This window comes from Proteus alimentorum (assembly GCF_002607735.1).
In the GTDB taxonomy this organism is placed as follows: domain Bacteria; phylum Pseudomonadota; class Gammaproteobacteria; order Enterobacterales; family Enterobacteriaceae; genus Proteus; species Proteus alimentorum.
Genome location: NZ_NBVR01000026.1, coordinates 150,246 through 169,192 on the forward strand (window position 1 = coordinate 150,246; position 18,947 = coordinate 169,192).

General features: G+C 39.7%; 16 protein-coding genes. 11 read left to right on the forward strand and 5 right to left on the reverse strand.

The genetic code is table 11. The features are described from left to right. The first annotated feature begins 111 nt into the window (after window positions 1–111). The 4 genes from cydD to infA all read left to right on the forward strand — a co-directional run bounded on the left by cydD (window position 112) and on the right by infA (window position 4,887). Entirely contained in the window at window positions 112–1,881 is a 1,770-nt protein-coding gene (gene cydD, locus B6258_RS09250; protein ID WP_099075014.1) for a heme ABC transporter permease/ATP-binding protein CydD, read from the forward strand. A 2-nt stretch (window positions 1,882–1,883) separates the two neighbouring features. Then, complete coding sequence (cydC, locus tag B6258_RS09255; RefSeq protein ID WP_099075015.1) at window positions 1,884–3,635, forward strand: heme ABC transporter ATP-binding protein/permease CydC; 1,752 nt, start codon at window positions 1,884–1,886, stop codon at window positions 3,633–3,635. Between the two features lies 1 nt (window position 3,636). After that, a complete protein-coding gene (aat, locus tag B6258_RS09260) occupies window positions 3,637–4,329 on the forward strand; it encodes a leucyl/phenylalanyl-tRNA--protein transferase (RefSeq protein WP_099075016.1) in 693 nt (230 codons plus the stop codon). Window positions 4,330–4,668: 339 nt separating this feature from the next. Beyond that, on the forward strand, window positions 4,669–4,887 hold the full coding sequence (gene infA / locus B6258_RS09265) for a translation initiation factor IF-1 (RefSeq protein WP_004244560.1): 219 nt from the start codon (window positions 4,669–4,671) through the stop codon (window positions 4,885–4,887). A 123-nt stretch (window positions 4,888–5,010) separates the two neighbouring features. Here infA and clpA read toward each other — a convergent pair whose 3' ends face one another. Continuing rightward, window positions 5,011–7,302, reverse strand: a complete 2,292-nt coding sequence (clpA, locus tag B6258_RS09270) for an ATP-dependent Clp protease ATP-binding subunit ClpA (protein WP_099075017.1) — start codon at window positions 7,300–7,302, stop codon at window positions 5,011–5,013. A gap of 30 nt (window positions 7,303–7,332) precedes the next feature. Further along, the gene (clpS, locus tag B6258_RS09275) at window positions 7,333–7,647 is read right to left on the reverse strand and encodes an ATP-dependent Clp protease adapter ClpS (protein WP_075672467.1); all 315 of its coding nucleotides are present in this window, start codon (window positions 7,645–7,647) and stop codon (window positions 7,333–7,335) included. 288 nt (window positions 7,648–7,935) lie between these two features. Here clpS and cspD point away from each other — a divergent pair, with 288 nt between their 5' ends. Continuing rightward, complete coding sequence (gene cspD / locus B6258_RS09280) at window positions 7,936–8,145, forward strand: cold shock domain-containing protein CspD (protein WP_023581298.1); 210 nt, start codon at window positions 7,936–7,938, stop codon at window positions 8,143–8,145. Between the two features lie 139 nt (window positions 8,146–8,284). Here cspD and macB read toward each other — a convergent pair whose 3' ends face one another. The 3 genes from macB to B6258_RS09295 all read right to left on the reverse strand — a co-directional run bounded on the left by macB (window position 8,285) and on the right by B6258_RS09295 (window position 13,152). Further along, window positions 8,285–10,231 carry a macrolide ABC transporter ATP-binding protein/permease MacB gene (gene macB / locus B6258_RS09285; RefSeq protein ID WP_099075018.1) on the reverse strand — a complete coding sequence of 649 codons (1,947 nt, stop codon included), beginning with the start codon at window positions 10,229–10,231 and terminating at the stop codon, window positions 8,285–8,287. Then, window positions 10,231–11,340, reverse strand: coding sequence for a macrolide transporter subunit MacA (gene macA / locus B6258_RS09290; RefSeq protein WP_099075019.1), 1,110 nt, complete (start codon window positions 11,338–11,340; stop codon window positions 10,231–10,233). The genes macB and macA overlap by 1 nt, the downstream gene beginning before the upstream one ends. A 135-nt stretch (window positions 11,341–11,475) precedes the next feature. After that, window positions 11,476–13,152, reverse strand: a complete 1,677-nt coding sequence (locus B6258_RS09295) for an ATP-dependent nuclease (RefSeq protein WP_099075020.1) — start codon at window positions 13,150–13,152, stop codon at window positions 11,476–11,478. A gap of 342 nt (window positions 13,153–13,494) precedes the next feature. Between B6258_RS09295 and B6258_RS09300 the strand changes: the two genes are divergently transcribed. The 6 genes from B6258_RS09300 to artM all read left to right on the forward strand — a co-directional run bounded on the left by B6258_RS09300 (window position 13,495) and on the right by artM (window position 18,901). Further along, window positions 13,495–14,397 (forward strand): LysO family transporter, encoded by a 903-nt coding sequence (locus B6258_RS09300; protein WP_075672475.1) that lies wholly within the window; start codon window positions 13,495–13,497, stop codon window positions 14,395–14,397. Window positions 14,398–14,449: 52 nt separating this feature from the next. Beyond that, window positions 14,450–15,907 (forward strand): DUF2867 domain-containing protein, encoded by a 1,458-nt coding sequence (locus tag B6258_RS09305; RefSeq protein WP_099075021.1) that lies wholly within the window; start codon window positions 14,450–14,452, stop codon window positions 15,905–15,907. Between the two features lie 112 nt (window positions 15,908–16,019). Further along, window positions 16,020–16,748: an arginine ABC transporter ATP-binding protein ArtP gene (gene artP, locus B6258_RS09310; protein ID WP_088493315.1), complete on the forward strand. Its 729-nt coding sequence runs from the start codon at window positions 16,020–16,022 to the stop codon at window positions 16,746–16,748. A gap of 14 nt (window positions 16,749–16,762) precedes the next feature. Further along, window positions 16,763–17,497 (forward strand): arginine ABC transporter substrate-binding protein, encoded by a 735-nt coding sequence (gene artJ / locus B6258_RS09315; RefSeq protein WP_099075022.1) that lies wholly within the window; start codon window positions 16,763–16,765, stop codon window positions 17,495–17,497. A gap of 31 nt (window positions 17,498–17,528) precedes the next feature. After that, window positions 17,529–18,233, forward strand: coding sequence for an arginine ABC transporter permease ArtQ (gene artQ, locus B6258_RS09320; protein ID WP_099075023.1), 705 nt, complete (start codon window positions 17,529–17,531; stop codon window positions 18,231–18,233). After that, entirely contained in the window at window positions 18,233–18,901 is a 669-nt protein-coding gene (artM, locus tag B6258_RS09325; protein ID WP_099075024.1) for an arginine ABC transporter permease ArtM, read from the forward strand. Before artQ ends, artM begins: the two co-directional genes overlap by 1 nt. Window positions 18,902–18,947 lie beyond the last annotated feature (46 nt).

The window sequence follows — 18,947 nt, forward strand, 5'->3', positions numbered from 1 at the left end:
AGTAGCGCCTTTTACCATGTAACATACTAGTCTGGTTGCCAACGAGTACAATTACTTACCCTTGGCCTTTCTGATACTTTGTATCTCACCTGCAGATTTGAATCTTTTCTTATGGATAAAACAAAACAAAGTGAATTGGTTCGATGGCTGAAACAGCAAAGTGCTCCAGCCCGTCGATGGCTGCGGCTATCAATGATCCTAGGTGTTGTAAGCGGTTTACTAATTATTGCACAAGCATGGTTATTAGCTGTTTTACTTCAAGCATTTATCATGGACAGTATGAGTCGTGATACGCATATACCTACCTTTCTCACCCTTATTGGTATTTTTATCTTACGCGCTGTAGTAATGGCGATACGCGAGCGTGTAGGTTATCGCTGTGGTATGGCAGTCAGGCAACAAATTCGTAAAATTGTGCTTGATAGACTTGAAGAGCTAGGTCCTGTTTGGGTTAAAGGCAAACCCGCAGGAAGCTGGGCAACAATTATTCTAGAACAAATAGAAGATATGCAAGATTACTACGCGCGTTATATTCCGCAAATGTATCTTTCGACTATTGTGCCTCTCCTTATCCTTATCACCATCTTCCCTGTTAACTGGGCTGCTGGCTTGATTCTATTTTTCACCGCCCCACTGATCCCGCTATTTATGGCATTAGTTGGATTAGGCGCAGCAGATGCTAACCGTAGAAATTTTCTCGCATTAGGTCGTTTAAGTGGTAACTTCCTCGATAGATTAAGAGGGTTAGATACATTACGGCTATTTAACCGTGGTAATGCAGAAGTTAAACAGATCACCGAAGCAACAGAAGATTTCCGCAAACGTACAATGGAAGTGCTAAGAATGGCATTCCTTTCATCAGGCGTATTGGAATTCTTTACCGCGGTTTCTATTGCTGTTGTGGCTGTTTACTTTGGCTTTTCTTACTTAGGTGAACTTAGTTTCGGTAGTTATGGCTTAGGTGTCACACTATTCTCAGGCTTTTTAGCGCTGATCTTAGCCCCTGAATTTTTCCAACCTTTGCGTGATTTAGGAACTTACTATCATGCCAAAGCACAAGCTATTGGCGCGGCTGAATCTCTGGTTGAATTTTTAGAAGCAGAAGGTGAGAAACCACAATCCACAGGCAATGAGCGTATCAATACAACAGAAAGTATTGAGATAACAGCTCATGAACTAGAAATTCTATCTCATCAAGGTGTCAAACTTGCGGGCCCATTAAACTTTACCATTAATCCTAATCAACGAATTGCGATTGTGGGTCTAAGTGGTGCAGGCAAAAGCTCGTTATTAAATGCGCTACTTGGTTTTTTACCTTATCGTGGCTCATTAAAAGTTAATGGCGTTGAATTGACACAGCTCTCACCTGAAGCATGGCGTCAATGTTTAAGCTGGGTTGGTCAAAATCCTAATTTACCAGAACAAACCTTGCTGGATAATATTCGCTTAAGCAAGCCTAATGCCAGCGATGAACAAATCAATCTTGCCATTGAAAAAGCGTATGTCAGCGAGTTTATTAATGAGTTACCTGACGGCTTAAATACGATTATTGGCGATAGTGCTGCACGCCTTTCTGTGGGCCAAGCTCAGCGTATTGCTGTTGCTCGTGCGTTGTTGTCACCTTGTCAATTTTTGTTATTAGATGAGCCAGCAGCAAGCCTTGATTCTCATAGTGAACAACGAGTGATGCACGCGCTTAATAACGCCTCATTAAATCAAACAACATTACTTATTACTCATCTACTCGAAGAGACATTGGATTATGATCAAATTTGGGTGATGGAAAATGGTCAGATTATTGAAACTGGCAGTTATGCATCGTTAAGCCAACAGAACGGCACTTTTGCTCGCCTTCTTGCTCATCGTAAAGAGGAACTTTAATCATGAGAGTATTGCTTCCTTTTCTTGCACTCTATCGCCGCCACTGGTTTATGTTATTGTTGGGGATTATTCTTGCTATTCTGACTTTACTGGCGAGTATTGGCCTTTTAACACTATCAGGTTGGTTCTTAGCAGGCACATCGCTTGCGGGTTTTGCGGGCATTTATAGTTTTAACTATATGCTACCAGCAGCGGGTGTTCGAGGTGCTGCAATTTTTCGTACTGCGGGTCGTTATTTTGAAAGACTTGTCAGCCATGACGCAACGTTTCGTGTATTGTCGCATCTACGTGTATTCACCTTTAAAAAGATCCTCCCTCTTTCGCCGGGGGGCATTGCACGTTTTCGTCAAGGTGAGTTACTAAACCGCTTAGTTGCTGATGTTGAAACGCTAGATCACCTTTATATTCGCGTTATTTCCCCTATCATTGCCGCTTTTGTTGTCATTATGGCAATTATGTTCGGTCTGGGTTTAATCGATGCACGTTTAGCCAATACACTCGGTGGCATTATGCTTACCTTGCTGATTGTTTTGCCTTTCGTATTCTATTACGCAGGTAAACCTATTGGTCGTGATCTCACCGATTTACGAGGTCAATATCGCACAGTATTAACCAGCATGTTGCAAGGACAAGCTGAGCTAACTGTTTTTGGCGCATTACCTCGTTTTAGACAAAATTTAGCGCAACTTGAAGCTAAATGGCTGCGTAGACAAGCACAACAAGCAAACTTAACTGGTTTATCACAATCATTGATGATCCTCGCATCAGGCCTAACAGCAACATTAATTTTATGGCTGGCAGCGGATGGCATCGACAATAGCTTTATGCCAGAAGCGTTAATTGCCTTATTTACGTTCTGTGCATTGGCAGCCTTTGAGGCTTTAGCGCCAGTGACTGTCGCTTTCCAACATTTAGGACAAGTGATGACATCAGCAACACGTATTTCTCATTTAATTGAGCAAAAACCTGATGTCACTTTTCCTGAAAAAGGGGGAGAAACAAACCGTCGTGCCACACTGACAATGCACAATATTTGCTTTACTTATCCAACCCAACCAATGCAAGTCATCAATCACGTTGATTTAACAATTGAAGCAGGACAACACATTGCCTTATTAGGAAAAACAGGGTGTGGTAAATCGACACTATTGCAGTTGATCAATCGCGCTTTTGATCCGACTCACGGTACTATCAGCTTAAATAATTTACCTATTGCTGATTATGATGAAGCAACATTACGTTCAATGATGTCCGTTGTCCCTCAACGCGTTCATGTCTTTAGCCACACATTAAGAGAAAATCTATTGATGGCAAAAGAACAGGCAACAGATGAAGAGCTTAAACATGTTCTTCAGCAAGTTGGTCTTGAGCAACTACTTGAAAATGATGAAGGCTTAAATGCATGGATAGGTGATGGTGGTAGACAACTCTCTGGCGGCGAGCAGCGACGTTTGGGACTTGCGAGAGCCCTACTCCACAATGCACCGCTTGTATTGCTTGATGAGCCAACAGAAGGCCTTGATGCTGATACAGAACAGCAGATCCTTGCGCTCTTGCATCAGCATTGCCAAGATAAGGCCGTATTAATGATCACTCACAGACTTCACGGTTTAGATAAAATGGATAAAATCTGCGTTATGGATGGCGGAAAAATCGTTGAAACTGGCACTCATGCTTCGTTGTTACAACAACAAGGGCATTATGCTAAATTTCATCAAAGACAGGCTCTATTAACACCAACTCACGAGGCATAATATGCCGCTGTTTCAATTAGATGATAGTGATTTGGATTTTCCAGAGCCTCATTTAGCTTTAAAAGAGCCTAATGGTTTATTAGCGATAGGGGGAGAAATCTCCCTTTCACGATTACGTGTTGCGTATCAATCGGGTATTTTTCCTTGGTATTTCCCTAATGAAGAACCATTATGGTGGTCACCCGATCCAAGAGCCGTTTTACCGGCTGGTGATTTACATATTGGGCGTAGTTTACGTAAATTCATTCGTCGCCAGCCTTATAAAATTACGTTAAATCATGCTTTTGCTTCAGTTATTGAGGCATGTTCTGTACGTGAAGAAGGAACCTGGATAGGTTCTGATATAAAAGCAGGTTATGAAGGTCTTCATCAACAAGGTGAAGCTCACTCTGTTGAGGTTTGGGAAGGTGATGAACTCGTTGGAGGATTATATGGTGTAAATATGGGTGCCATTTTTTGTGGTGAATCTATGTTTAGCCGTAGAGATAATGCCTCTAAATGTGCCTTTATTGCTTTTTATAACCATTTTCTTCGTTATGGGGGTCAACTATTTGATTGTCAGGTGCTAAACTCTCATACTGCCTCGTTAGGTGCCTCTGAGATTTCACGTGAACATTATTTAGTTGCGTTATCTCGTTGGAAAAAAGTGATTATTGATAAAAAGTGTTGGTATCAGCAATCGTTGGAATTATAATCACTGCTTGTTTTTGTAAAGCCCTTCTTATTTAAGACAGAATCGATAATGTTATTCTGTTATTTATGCAAAAAGGTTTATACAAAAATTTTATCTTACACACCCATTATGTGGTTGGGGTGTTGTTATTTTATTGCTACAAATACCACAAAATAAAGAATTACAACTTCTGTTATTACTTTTACTTTAGCAAAGTAAAACGCAAGTTGCGGTAAGGATGTTAACTGCAATAGCAAGGTGAACACCATTGCTATCCAATAACATTCCTTTACATAGGACAATATTTTCGGCATTATCTTGCCGTTTAAAAAATATGGTTATTAAAACTTAGAGGATTAGATGGCCAAAGAAGACAACATTGAAATGCAAGGCACTGTACTGGATACTCTGCCAAACACGATGTTCCGCGTAGAATTAGAAAACGGACACGTCGTTACCGCTCATATCTCAGGAAAAATGCGTAAAAACTATATTCGTATCCTGACAGGCGACAAGGTTACCGTTGAGCTGACCCCATATGACCTGAGCAAAGGCCGTATCATCTTCCGTAGCCGTTGATCCCAATCTGTTCTCTCCCGCTATTGTCATATATCGGGTGAAAAAAAACACCACAGGCAAGGCATTTATTGATGCTCACCTGTGGTGTATGCTTTTATAGCTTAGTGAGATTAACCGCTATCCTCAGATAACGGCATCTTCATTCTTGGCCAGTTTCTCTTGGCTAACAAACTCATAATTCAATTTGCCTGCCAGCTTATCGAGTGTGACAGACACTGAGCCACCATTAACAAGAGAACCAAATAAAATCTCGTTAGCTAATGGTTTTTTCAAGTTTTCTTGAATAACACGAGCCATTGGCCTTGCCCCCATCGCTTTGTCATAGCCTTTATCACACAGCCATTGGCGTGCTTCTTGGCTAACTTCTAGCGATACGCCTTTATCATCTAACTGCACTTGCAACTCGACAATAAATTTATCCACAACCATAGAGATAATTTCTGGTGATAAGGCATTAAACCAAATAATACTATCTAAACGGTTACGGAACTCAGGTGAGAAGGCTTTTTTGATTTCGACCATCGCATCAGTGCTGTTATCTTGCTCTGTAAATCCAATCGATTTACGTTGCGTTTCGCGCACACCCGCATTGGTTGTCATCACTAAAATAACATTACGGAAATCTGCTTTGCGACCATTATTATCCGTTAATGTACCGTTATCCATGACTTGTAACAGGATATTGAATACATCAGGATGTGCTTTCTCAATTTCATCAAGTAACACAACGGAATATGGATTTTTAATCACGGCGTCTGTTAATAATCCACCTTGATCAAAACCAACATAACCAGGAGGAGCACCAATTAAACGACTGACCGTATGTCTTTCCATATATTCCGACATATCAAAGCGTAGCAGTTTAACATTCAACGCTTTTGCTAACTGCACAGTGACTTCCGTTTTACCTACCCCAGTAGGGCCTGCAAATAAGAACGATCCCACTGGTTTATTATCTTGGCTTAATCCTGCACGGCTCATCTTAATCGATTCAGATAAGGCATGAATGGCTTGATCCTGACCGAATACCAACATTTTTAATTGGTTATCGAGATTTTTTAGCATTGATTTATCGCTACTAGAAACTGTTTTTTCAGGAATTCGTGCAATTTTAGCCACAACCGACTCAATATCTGAGACATTAATGGTTTTTTTACGTTTACTTGGTGCAACTAAACGTGTTTTTGCACCCGCTTCGTCGATAACATCAATAGCTTTATCAGGTAGGTGTCTATCGGTGATGTATTTAACCGATAAGTCTACCGCAGCTTGAATGGCTTTATTGGTATAACGTACATCATGGTGCGCTTCGTATTTCTGGCGCAATCCTTTGATGATCAAAACCGTCTCATCTGGTGATGGCTCAGTCACATCAATTTTTTGGAAACGACGTGCGAGCGCTCTGTCTTTTTCAAAGATATTGCTAAATTCTTGATAGGTCGTAGAGCCTATAACGCGAATTCGGCCACCAGATAACAATGGCTTAATTAAGTTTGCTGCATCAACTTGTCCCCCTGATGCCGCTCCTGCACCAATAATGGTGTGGATCTCATCAATAAATAAGATGCTTTTTTCATCTTTTTCGAGGGTCTTCAGTAATGCTTTAAACCGTTTTTCGAAATCGCCACGATATTTAGTTCCCGCTAATAACGAACCAATATCGAGTGAGTAAATGGTGTAGCCTTTCATCACGTCAGGCACATCATCTTGCTCAATACGCCATGCAAGCCCTTCTGCAATAGCCGTTTTACCGACACCCGATTCGCCCACTAATAATGGGTTATTCTTGCGCCGGCGGCATAACACTTGGATTGTTCTTTCTAATTCAGCTTGACGCCCAATTAGGGGATCAATTTTACCTTGGCGCGCTAACTGATTAAGGTTAGTGGTAAAATTATCCATATGATCGTCACCTTGAGGCATCTCTTGCTGAGATTGTGCGTTCATATCATTCATGTCAGAAAGATCGTCGTTTGGTTGATCTTCTTTTGAAATACCATGAGAAATAAAATTAACGACATCAAGGCGACTAACGTCGTGTTTACGTAATAAGTAAGCTGCGTGAGATTCTTGTTCACTAAAAATAGCCACCAGCACATTAGCGCCAGAGACTTCATTCTTGCCTGATGATTGGACATGAAAAACAGCGCGCTGTAATACACGCTGAAAACTCAGCGTTGGCTGTGTTTCTCTGTCCACATTTTCAGGCAGAATTGGGGTTGTTTTACGAATAAAGACTTCAAGCTCTTCGCGTAAGACTGCCAGATCGACTTTACAAGCTTCCAATGCTTCGCGTGCCGATTTATTACTTAATAGCGCCAACAGCAGGTGCTCTACAGTCATAAATTCGTGTCTGTTATCACGGGCTTTCGCGAATGCAACATTAAGACTCAGCTCTAATTCGTGATTAAGCATAAGCACCTCCTCCTTAAAAGACTAACCGGATCATGCCTGTTCAAGAGTACACAAAAGTGGGTATTCGTTTTCTCTCGCATACAGATTAACTTGGGCCACTTTTGTCTCGGCAATATCCGCACTATAAACCCCACAAACTCCTTTTCCTTTATGATGAACGTCCAACATAATTTGCGTTGCTTTTTCCTCGCTAAGGAAAAAATACATCGTAAGCACTTCTACAACAAAATCCATGGGGGTGTAATCATCATTATTCAAGATCACCTTATACATTGCTGGTGGCTCATTTTTCTGATGAACATCTTCCCTTAACGTGGTTTCTGTTAAAAAATCAAACTGACCCATTGTTTTGCATTACTCATCGTGTTGTTAAATGTCACTTTCAATTATGACATTTAGTTTACCATCTCACAGGAAAGTCTGCCTATCAACGCTTTTTTATTCCTTCTTTTTACATTCAAAAAATGACAAAGCGTTAGCTACATCAAAAATTCATCTACTCGAAACACTTTCTATCCCCTTCACCTCTTGACGATTGAAACAATAAAATAGAGTATGTTTTATGAACAGCTCAGTAAATATACTGAAAGTGATGTGAACGAAATAAATACAAGTATATGAGAGAAGCTAAGTATGGAGACAGGTACAGTTAAGTGGTTCAATAACGCTAAGGGTTTTGGTTTTATTACCCCAGCAAAAGGTGGCGATGATATTTTTGCCCACTATTCAACAATTAGAATGGAAGGTTACCGCACACTTAAAGCGGGGCAGAAAGTTAATTATAGCACGATAAAAGGACCTAAAGGTGATCATGCTGACCTTATCATTCCTATTATCGAATAGAAGATAATTTACAGTATAGATAAACCCAATAAAAATACCTTTTACTCACAACAGTTGGGTATTTTTAGTTAAATAGAATGCCTAATTCATTCAAATAAAAGCCCTTTCTATTTTAAGGGCTTTTATCTTATCGTTTGAGTTATTCTCTCGCGAGAGCATCTATTGGATTCATTTTTGCTGCACTTCTTGCAGGTAAAAATCCAAAAATAACACCAATGGCAGTCGAACAAATAAAAGCACTCACTAATGCGATGGGCTGGAATACAAAATGCCAATCAGGCAACATAACACTTGCCACCATCGCAATACCAAATGAAAGGCCTATTCCCAGTAATCCGCCGACTAAACACACTAATACGGATTCTATAAGAAATTGTTGCATCACATCACTCGCTCTGGCACCAACCGCCATTCTAATACCAATTTCTCGTGTTCTTTCAGTTACGGAAACTAACATTATATTCATTACACCAATACCACCAACCACCAGCGAAATAACAGCAACCAACGTCAGAAACAGTTGCATTGTCTGTGTGGTTTTTTCAGCCGCTTTCAACAAGCTGTCGATGTTATAGGTGAAAATATCTTTTTTACCGTGTCTAATCGTTAATAAGCGAATTATTTGTTGCTCTGCCACACTGGCATCATAGCCCTCTTTCGCCCGTACAGTGATGTTATCAAGGTAAGCCCGATTTAATATTCTGCTATTTAATGTGCTGTAAGGTACCCATACTCGTAATGATTTATTATCACCAAAATTCGATTTTTGTTCAGCCACCACACCTATAATCGTAGAGGGAATATTACGGATAATAATTTGCTCACCAATCACCTCTTTTTTAGTAGGAAAAAATCGGCGTAATGTATTTTGATCAATCACCACAACTTGAGCTTGCCGTTGGATCATATCAGGTGTAAATGAATGTCCTTGAGCAAATTTCATGGCATAGACAGAAAAATAGTCATCACTGACTCCCGCAACAGCCGCGGGTGAGTCTTGATTTCCACGACGTAATCGCGTACTAAATTGCACCTGTGGTGTTACCGCTTGTATGTAAGATTGTTGCTTAAGTGCATAGACATCTTGCAGTGTTAACGATTGCCGATCTTCGGGTGAATCACTGCCAAAATCTTTCCCGGGATAGATATCAATCGTATTAGAGCCAATGGCTTTTATATCTGCCAGTACCATGCTTTTAGCAGCATCACCAATCACAATAATCGTGACAACAGAGGCTATACCAATAATAATGCCGAGCATCGTTAGCAAAGTGCGTACTTTATTCACAACCATTGCACGCCAAGCCATATCTAATGCTTGTGTAAAACGTCCAAATATTTGCCCAAAATAAGAAGAGGCTAAAACAGTTGTTGTCTCTTTTTTAACTTTATTTGCAGTTATTTGATGGCGATTATCATTAATAATTTTACCATCTTTTATTTCTATAATTCGCTCAGCTTGTGCCGCAATTAAAGGATCATGAGTGACGATAATAACCGTATGCCCTTGCTCATTTAATTGCTTAAGAATAGACATAACCTCTTTACCAGAATGGCTATCCAATGCCCCCGTGGGCTCATCAGCAAGAATGACTTCGCCCCCATTCATTAATGCTCTAGCGATACTTACACGCTGTTGCTGACCACCAGAGAGTTGATTGGGACGATAATCAACGCGATCACCTAATCCTAAGCGTGTTAATAGTTCACGAGCCCTTTCTTTTCGTTGAGTAGCATTTTTATCTGCATAAATTGCAGGAATTTCGACATTCTGTTCCGCACTTAAATGCGACATTAAATGGTAGCGCTGGAAGATAAAACCAAAATGCTCACGGCGCAATGCAGCAAGTTGGTCGCCTTCCATTTTCGCAACACTTTGACCGGCAACTTTATATTCACCGCTACTTGGCTTATCTAAGCAGCCTAAAATATTCATTAAAGTTGATTTACCGGAGCCAGAAGCCCCAATAATCGCCACCATTTCTCCAGCATTAATCGTTAATGAGACTTTATTGAGAACAACGGTTTCTTCTTCGCCATTGGTATATAAACGGCTGACCTCATTGAGCACTAATAATGCAGGCATCATGCTTCTCCTGCACTTTCACCCAAAATGACTTCATCGTTTTCTTTCAATCCGCTAAGAACTTCTGCATAAACATCAGTACGCATACCTATTTTTACTTTGCGTTTCTCTGACTGACCATTAACCAAGACATCAACATAATATTCATTAATTCCGGCATCATCACCTAATACAGAAAGCGGGACAAGAAGCACATCTTTCTTATTTTCGATAAGAATTTTAACTTGTGCTGTCATTTGTAAGCGTAATAAATGCTGTTCATTAGGAACTTCAAAACGGGCATAGTAAAAAATAGCATCATTAATTTTTTCTGGTGTAGGTAGGATATCTTTCAACTGACCACTGAAAGCTTTATCCGGCGCACCTAAAACCGTAAAAGAGGCGCTGAGATTGGGCTTTAAATAAATAACGTCAGCTTCGGATACTTCTGCTTTTACCAGCATTGTGTCTAAATCAGCTAACGTTAAAATAGTCGGCGCTTCTTGTGCGGCAATCACTGTTTGGCCTTCAAGCGTTTTAATAAAGGTAACAACCCCATCCATAGGCGCAGTTATCCGCGTATATTGCAAATTCGTTCTCGCAGTATCTAACGTCGCTTGGTTCTTTTTAATTTGTGCTTGATAAGTGATGATGCGTGCTTTTTTTACTTCAACATCGGTTTTAGCGCGATCAAGTTCATCTTGCGCAATAGCGTGAGTACCAATAAGTTTTAATTGCCGTTGATAAGTTAATTGAGCTAAACGTAATTCAGCCTGTGCTTGTTGAAGATTGGCTTTAAGCTCATTATTTGTTTCTTGAGATTCAGTGACATCATTTTGCGCTTTTTTAGGATCTATAATGGCAAGTAAATCCCCTTTTTTAACCACATCCCCCTCTTTTACAAACAGTGATTGTAACTGACCACTGACTTGTGCACCCACATCAACTTTACGCACAGCATCAAGCTTACCTGTTGCGGTCACTTCTTTTGACAGATCACCATGAGTGATCTGTTGCGTTTGATATATCGGAGTCTTCTCTTTTGGCAAAAGAAAGTACGCAACAACTGCTGCAACAATTAAAATAAGGGTAAGCACTCTCCCTCGCTTTTTTAAAGATAAAAAAGCCATAAATTTTCCTTCTTAAACATAAAGATGCAATAAATCATACAGAGCTTTAGCTATAAGATTTTATTCTCATAGCTAAATAAAATAAGTGTAGATCTCGTGGATTTATCTTACTTACACAAGTGTAACGAACTCGAATTAATTCGCCTTGCCTCTTGCAAGCCATGCAACACGAGAGAACATACTTTTCAGTATGGAAGGGATGGAGTCTACTCCACGTTGAGCCGCATTGTTAGCCACCGTTAGTGCGAGATCAGGCTTGGATGAACGTTGAATAGCTTTAATGATCACGCGTCGAGTTGGCCATTTTTCATTATCTGGCACTCCTGCAACATCATGATATACATTACGAAAGCCTTCTTTGTATAAAAAGTGTTCCATATCTAACGCAGGAAGCTTCGTTAATCTATCACGCTCTGCGTCATTACTTTTTAACGCAAAATCCTTAACGGTAGCAGCATATTTTTTACCCGCTTCATCACCATCCACTAAGGTATGCCATTCTATGCCCATATAAGTTGCGTACTTTAATAATGGCTTAAGACCACATTGAGCAAATTCAATGACTTTTATTCCTTCCGCTTCAAAGAAATAATTACATTGCCTTGCCAATTCGTTCATTAACCAAATCTCTGTTTCACCTTCAACCAATAACCAACAACGCGCAAATAACGCAGAAGGTCGGTTATAACGAATATGAAATGAGATACGCCGTTCTTCATCAGAATGTAGTTGCTGATCTCCAACACGGTAAGCAGCAACTTTATCGGTATCACGCACTAAACGGCAAACGCTCTCTAATGGTGCAAGTGACAATAATTCACCTGAGTTTGTGGTTGTGATCCGTTGTAATGAGAAAAGATTGAGTAATCCCCAAGCCACTGAAAGCATAATAGGATGTAAACGCGTTTCTGGGTTTTCAACAATCACGATAGGTCTTGCATAAGGATCAAGCGCGACGCTACCACGAGATTGTAAGATAGAAGAAAACATTCCCAAGATAATTAAGCGAATACTTCTCTGATTAGGTTTTGCCAACACTTTATTGATATTTTCTAAGGCATGCCAGCCACGTACATGAGGCTCGCTGATTTTGCGATGATGAGAGCGAGATTTAAACAGCAACGAACCGTGATCGGCAAAATAGTGCCCTAACAGTTGTTGCATTGCATCAAGACCTTCACGTAAATCTTCATCTGACAACTCGTCAGGATTTTTGACTAACGCTTTGGTTAACTCGCTCATTTTATTATTAAATGCTTCTCGATGAGGATTATTATGAGGATCGATAACATCTGAGGCAAGATCACGAACAAAACGCGCATCTTGTAAGCGAAGAACAGGATAAAGCCTCACTATTTCTGCAATGATTTCTTGAGTTTGCCCATTAGGTAAGCGAATTTGCTTTCCTTCTTTATCAAGAAAATAACGGAATGTTTTTACATTCTTTTGTTCATCTAATTCCGCACTGATACGGTAATAGATATGTTTAAGATCATCACCATTTTCAACCCATACAGGCGCTATTTTATGGAAACGATAAGAGCGATGACGTCCTGGGCGAGATTCGGTAAACGTTAAAATAATTTGTAGGCTTTTTTTACCATTTTCCTCAGGCTCATTCGGCAAACGATGGAAATCATCAGGTGTAAATGCATATTGATAAGTTTCAATACCCAAACTGAGTGTTAACGCATCAAGTAATGAGCTTTTACCCCACGCATTTTCACCCACCAAGACTGTATTCATATCAAGAGGTAATGAAAGACGATTAAGTCCACGGAATCCAGCTATTTCCACTCTTTCTAAATACATAAATTTCCTCGTTAGTTACGACTAAGCTATGGTTTTATTTTATTCTTCTTATCTTCATTTTATGCTTAGTCAGCTAATAATTTCACTTAATGGATATTTTCATTAAATCACAGTTCAAGATAGCCGTAATAAAATTTACTCAACTATTCGATATATACCCATTTTGTTCGCTTTTCAATCAATTAAAGCCTCTTAAGCTTAAACGTGGTAGGCTCGTTACCCTTAGTAAATATTTTAGATTTATCTTAATTTCTGTATCCACAACATCATAAGCAAATGTTATAATCCAATTCACGTTATTAGTTTATTTTATAATTTGAGCACGCTCAGTAAGGAATCGAAATGCTATCAGGGTTATTGATTATCCTACTTCCGCTTTTTGTAGGGTATTTGATTAAGTTAAACAATCGCCCATTACTTCATTTGGCAAACCGCCTACTTAGCGCGATGGTTTACGTGATCCTATTTCTAATGGGCGTTAGTTTAGCCATGCTAGATAATATTGGTGAAAACTTAGTCTCGATTCTTTCTTATGCCAGTGTTTTCTTTTTATGTACATTTGGCGCCAATTTACTGTTTTTATGGCTACTGGATAAAAAAGATCCGTGGCATGTTCCTGCTCATAAGCAATCTAAGCCACCATCACGCATAAAAATGGTACTTGAATCACTGCAATTATGTGGTGTCGTTGTTGTGGGTTTCTTTGTAGGTTTAACAGGCTGGTCAATTTTTCATTATGCCTCTCATGCCAGCCAAGGCGCGCTTATCTTCTTACTTTGGTTAGTCGGATTACAATTACGTAATAGCGGAATGAGCCCAAAACAAATTCTTATCAACCGTCGCGGAACAACGGTTGCTGTCGTTATGGGCGTTAGTGCACTTGCTGGGGGTGCCTTAGCTGCTTACTTACTGGGATTACCGATGAAAATGGGATTAGCCATTGCATCCGGTTATGGTTGGTACTCATTATCAGGTATTGTACTCACTGATGCATTTGGCCCCGTTATTGGTAGTACGGCATTTTTCAATGATTTAATGCGTGAATTAGCGGCAATCATGCTTATTCCTATCATTGTTAATCGTTATAGAAATACAGCATTAGGAATTTGTGGTTCAACCTCCATGGACTTTACCTTGCCTGTTTTACAAAGAAGTGGCGGTGTATCTATCGTTCCTGCTGCTATTGTACATGGATTCGTTTTAAGTTTAATCACACCAATCTTGATGGCTTTCTTTACTTCATAGAAAAATCAGTAACAATAGAACGATAACGTTCTCTTTTTACAATGGATTAACAATGAATCAACAGCGTGTATTAGTACTTGGTGCAAGTGGGCATATTGGTCAAAATCTTATTCCAGCTCTGATAAAACAAGGTCATCAGGTCACGGCAGGTGCCCGTAGAGTTGACTGGATGATGTCTCAAGGTTGGGAAAATACACGCTGTATTTTTGTCGATTTACATGATCCAGAAACCTTAAACAAAGTCATGCATCATACTGATATCGTTTATTACCTTGTTCATAGCATGGGTGATGCGCGTAATTTAGTTGAGCAAGAGCGTAAAGCGGCAATCAACGTTGTAGAAGCACTAGAAGGCAAAAATGTTAAACAAATTATCTTTTTAAGTGCCTTACAGCATGAGGATCAACAATATTCACCTCATCTTATTGCCCGAAAACTGACAGGTGAAGTGTTAAGAACCAGCACTATTCCTGTGACTGAAATCCGTACCTCAATGATTGTAGGGCCTGGCTCTGCCGCCTTTGAGATTATGCGTGATATGGTTTATAACCTTCCTATTCTTACACCACCACGTTGGGTGCGTTCTAAATCCTCCCCTATTGCGCTCAAAAATTTAATTCACTATTTAACTGAAATTATTCATCACCCTACCCATCAACATCGTATTTTTGACGCCGGTGGCCCTGAATATATTAGCTATCAAACCCTTTTTGAGCGCTTTATTAAAATCTCAGGTAAAAAACGAGTGTTGATCCCGCTACCGATGCCGGGTAGTCTTATTTCTGCTGGCTTTATCAGCATGATAACATCAGTGCCAACCTCTATTGCCAAAGAGTTAATCCAAGGACTTAAATACGATCTCCCTGCCAACGATGAGCCATTACGTAAACTTATTCCTCAATCCCTAATTAAATTTGATGATGCGGTGACAGAAACACTCGCTGATGAAGAAGCGGCTTTAGATAACCAAGATTGGGGTTACTCTCCTGCTGTTCGCAGTCGCTGGAAACCTGGCTATGGTTATTACCCTAAAAATGCAGGTTGCACCGTATCCACACCAGCAAGCGCCGCATCTCTTTGGCATACCGTGCAACAAATCGGCGGAGAACAAGGTTACTTCTATGGAAATGCTTTGTGGAAAACACGCGCCATCATGGATGATATCGCTGGAAATAAAGTCACTTATGGACGCCCATCGAGAGAAACATTAGAACTTGGCGACATGATTGATGGTTGGAGAGTGATCAAACTTGAGCCTGAAAAACAACTCACACTGTTATTTGGAATGAAAGCGCCTGGTTTAGGCAGACTCTCTTTCACAATCCACGACAGTGGTAATCTTCGTTCAATCGATGTTCGTGCTTGGTGGCACCCAGCAGGATTTAGTGGATTACTTTATTGGTTTGCCATGATGCCTGCGCACTTATTTATTTTCAAAGGTATGGCTAAAACAATAAGTACTAACGCTTACAAACTGGATAAAAATTCATCTAGCAGTGAAAAAAAATAGCCAAATTACCCATTTTTACGTAAAAAAACCACTTTATTATGCAGTTTTAGTTGCATAATTATTCTTACCGTTTTATTATTTGAACCAGTTAATGACTATTCAGAAAAAACGCATGAGTATTCAATTAAAAAACATAAATTGTTTCTACGGTTCGCACCAAGCACTCTATGATATTAATCTAGAATGCTCTGCCGGTGAAACAATGGTTCTATTAGGACCAAGTGGTGCAGGTAAGAGCTCATTAATGAGAGTTCTTAATTTATTAGAAATGCCACGTTCAGGCGAATTAGAAATTGCTGGTCTACATTTTGACTTTAGCCAACAGCCTAACGCAAAGGCAATTCGTTCATTACGCCAAAATGTGGGCATGGTATTTCAACAATATAATTTATGGCCACATTTAACGGTTCTTGATAACTTAATTGAAGCACCTTGTCGTGTATTAGGTTTATCAAAACCGCAAGCTAAAGAAAAAGCAATGAAATTACTTGAGCGTTTACGTTTAAGTGATTATGCAGGACGTTTTCCTCTGCATTTATCTGGAGGACAACAACAACGTGTTGCTATTGCAAGAGCATTAATGATGGAGCCTCAAGTTCTCTTATTTGATGAACCTACGGCAGCATTAGATCCTGAAATTACAGCTCAAGTTGTTGATATCATTAAAGAGCTATCTGAAACGGGTATTACACAAGTCATTGTGACCCATGAAGTTGAAATCGCACGCAAAGCCGCGAGCAAAGTTGTATATATGGAAAACGGCCGTATTATAGAGCAAGGTGATAACTATCATTTCACTGCTCCACAAACGGAAGCTTTTGCTAATTACTTGTCACACTAAATCAGGATCAGACAATGAAAAAAATATTATTTGCAGCACTTCTGACCAGTATTACACTTTCTGCAACTGCGGCTGAGAAAGAGACAATTCGTTTTGCAACTGAAGCAACGTATCCTCCATTTGAAATGATTGATGCGAATAATCAAATTGTGGGATTTGATGTTGATTTAGCCAATGCCATGTGTGCAAAAATTAATGCTGATTGTACCTTTACCAATCAGTCATTTGATAGTTTAATTCCTAGTCTGAAATTCCGTCGTTTTGAAGCATTGATGGCAGGTATTGATATTACACCAGAGCGTCAAAAGCAAGTTGACTTCACTGACTCTTACTATGATAACTCAGCAGTATTTATCACTGTAACAGGTAAAATCTCTGATGTAGCGAGCTTAAAAGGCAAGCAAATTGGTGTACAGAATGGAACAACCCATCAGAAATTCATCAATGAACAACACAAAGAGATGAAAACTGTTTCTTATGACAGCTATCAAAATGCAGTATTAGATCTTAAAAATGGTCGTATCGAGGCTATCTTTGGTGACACTGCTGTTGTTAATGAATGGCTGAAAAAGAATCCAGAATTAGGTATTGTAGGCGATAAAGTTGCAGATCCTAACTACTTTGGTACAGGCCTTGCGATCGCAGTAAGAAAAGGTAATGCTGATTTACAAGATAAATTAAACAAAGCATTAGCTGAAGTAAAAGCTGATGGCACCTATGATGTCATTTATAAAAAATGGTTTGAATAACGATATATCAATAACAACAATAGCTTAATAAATGAATGAAATAACAACTCTAGCAGGTGCGGCCGTCACAACGGTCTCACTTGCTATTTCTGCTCTTATCATCGGATTAGTTCTAGCCATGCTGTTTACAGCTTGGGAATCCGCAAGATGGAAAGCCTTTGCTTTCTTAGGAACATGCTGGGTAACACTGATTAGAGGACTGCCAGAAATGCTGGTGGTTCTTTTTGTCTATTATGGCACCTTGCAAGGCGTCATGATGTTAATGGATGGGATTGATTTCGGTGCTTTCACCTTACAAATTGATTTTGGTGATACTGAATCATTGCCTTTCTATTGTGGTGTTATCGCCCTTTCACTTCTTTATGCTTCTTATGCTTCACAAACGTTACGTGGCGCATTAAAAGCAGTACCAACAGGACAATGGGAAGCCGGCCAAGCATTAGGTATGGGTCGTATTACTATTTTCTTCCGCTTTATCATGCCTCAAATGTGGCGTCACGCTTTACCGGGTTTAGGTAATCAGTGGTTAGTTCTATTAAAAGATACGGCTTTAGTCTCATTAATCAGCGTTAACGATTTAATGTTACAAACACAAAGTATCGCTAATCGAACTCAAGAGCCTTTTACTTGGTATAGCATTGTTGCATTGATTTATTTGGCAATTACATTGGTCAGTCAATATATCCTGAAATGGTTAGAAATGAGAACGACCCGATTTGAACGGAGTGCCTCATAATGTGGGATTATATTGTTGATATATTACCGGGATTACCAACCAGCCTTTCTTTAACGTTTGTGGCTCTATTGGTAGCATTTACACTTTCGGTTTTAATGACTTTTGTTTTGGCACTAAAAACGCCCGTTATTAGCCAAATAGTAAAAGCCTATATTACCTTATTTACGGGTACGCCTTTATTAGTACAGTTTTTCTTAATCTATTATGGCCCTGGGCAATTTCCTGTGTTGAAAAACTTCCCAACAATGTGGGAGTTACTATCAACACCCTGGTTTTGTGCAATGGTTACACTAGCATTAAATAGTGCGGCTTATTCAACCTTACTTTTCTATGGTGCTGTAAGAGCTATTCCGTCAGGACAATGGCAATCTTGCCAAGCATTAGGCATGTCACCTGTACAAACAGTAAGAGTGATATTACCTTACGCATTTAAGCGTGCGCTTTCATCGTATTCAAACGAAGTGGTCTTAATCTTCAAAAGTACCTCACTTGCCAGTACCATCACCTTACTTGAGTTAACAGGTTATAGCCGACAAGTCTTTGGTCAAAGTTATGATGTGATGGTTTTTGTGGCCGCAGGTATTATTTATCTGTGTATCAACGGAATACTGACACTCTTAATGCGATTAATTGAGAAAAAAGCCTTAGAGTTTGAGCATCGTAATTAAAAACGTGTAAACCGAACTGTCGATATAACAAACACCCCAGCAATGT

Bases quoted from the DNA above. Each gene is read 5' to 3' on its own strand.
- cydC (WP_099075015.1), top strand. From the start codon at position 1,884: ATGAGAGTATTGCTTCCTTTTCTTGCACTCTATCGCCGCCACTGGTTT.
- B6258_RS09305 (WP_099075021.1), top strand. From the start codon at position 14,450: ATGAATCAACAGCGTGTATTAGTACTTGGTGCAAGTGGGCATATTGGT.
- B6258_RS09295 (WP_099075020.1), bottom strand. From the start codon at position 13,152: ATGTATTTAGAAAGAGTGGAAATAGCTGGATTCCGTGGACTTAATCGT.
- macB (WP_099075018.1), bottom strand. From the start codon at position 10,231: ATGCCTGCATTATTAGTGCTCAATGAGGTCAGCCGTTTATATACCAAT.
- artM (WP_099075024.1), top strand. From the start codon at position 18,233: ATGTGGGATTATATTGTTGATATATTACCGGGATTACCAACCAGCCTT.
- cspD (WP_023581298.1), top strand. From the start codon at position 7,936: ATGGAGACAGGTACAGTTAAGTGGTTCAATAACGCTAAGGGTTTTGGT.
- B6258_RS09300 (WP_075672475.1), top strand. From the start codon at position 13,495: ATGCTATCAGGGTTATTGATTATCCTACTTCCGCTTTTTGTAGGGTAT.
- artP (WP_088493315.1), top strand. From the start codon at position 16,020: ATGAGTATTCAATTAAAAAACATAAATTGTTTCTACGGTTCGCACCAA.
- clpA (WP_099075017.1), bottom strand. From the start codon at position 7,302: ATGCTTAATCACGAATTAGAGCTGAGTCTTAATGTTGCATTCGCGAAA.
- aat (WP_099075016.1), top strand. From the start codon at position 3,637: ATGCCGCTGTTTCAATTAGATGATAGTGATTTGGATTTTCCAGAGCCT.
- cydD (WP_099075014.1), top strand. From the start codon at position 112: ATGGATAAAACAAAACAAAGTGAATTGGTTCGATGGCTGAAACAGCAA.
- artJ (WP_099075022.1), top strand. From the start codon at position 16,763: ATGAAAAAAATATTATTTGCAGCACTTCTGACCAGTATTACACTTTCT.
- clpS (WP_075672467.1), bottom strand. From the start codon at position 7,647: ATGGGTCAGTTTGATTTTTTAACAGAAACCACGTTAAGGGAAGATGTT.
- artQ (WP_099075023.1), top strand. From the start codon at position 17,529: ATGAATGAAATAACAACTCTAGCAGGTGCGGCCGTCACAACGGTCTCA.
- infA (WP_004244560.1), top strand. From the start codon at position 4,669: ATGGCCAAAGAAGACAACATTGAAATGCAAGGCACTGTACTGGATACT.
- macA (WP_099075019.1), bottom strand. From the start codon at position 11,340: ATGGCTTTTTTATCTTTAAAAAAGCGAGGGAGAGTGCTTACCCTTATT.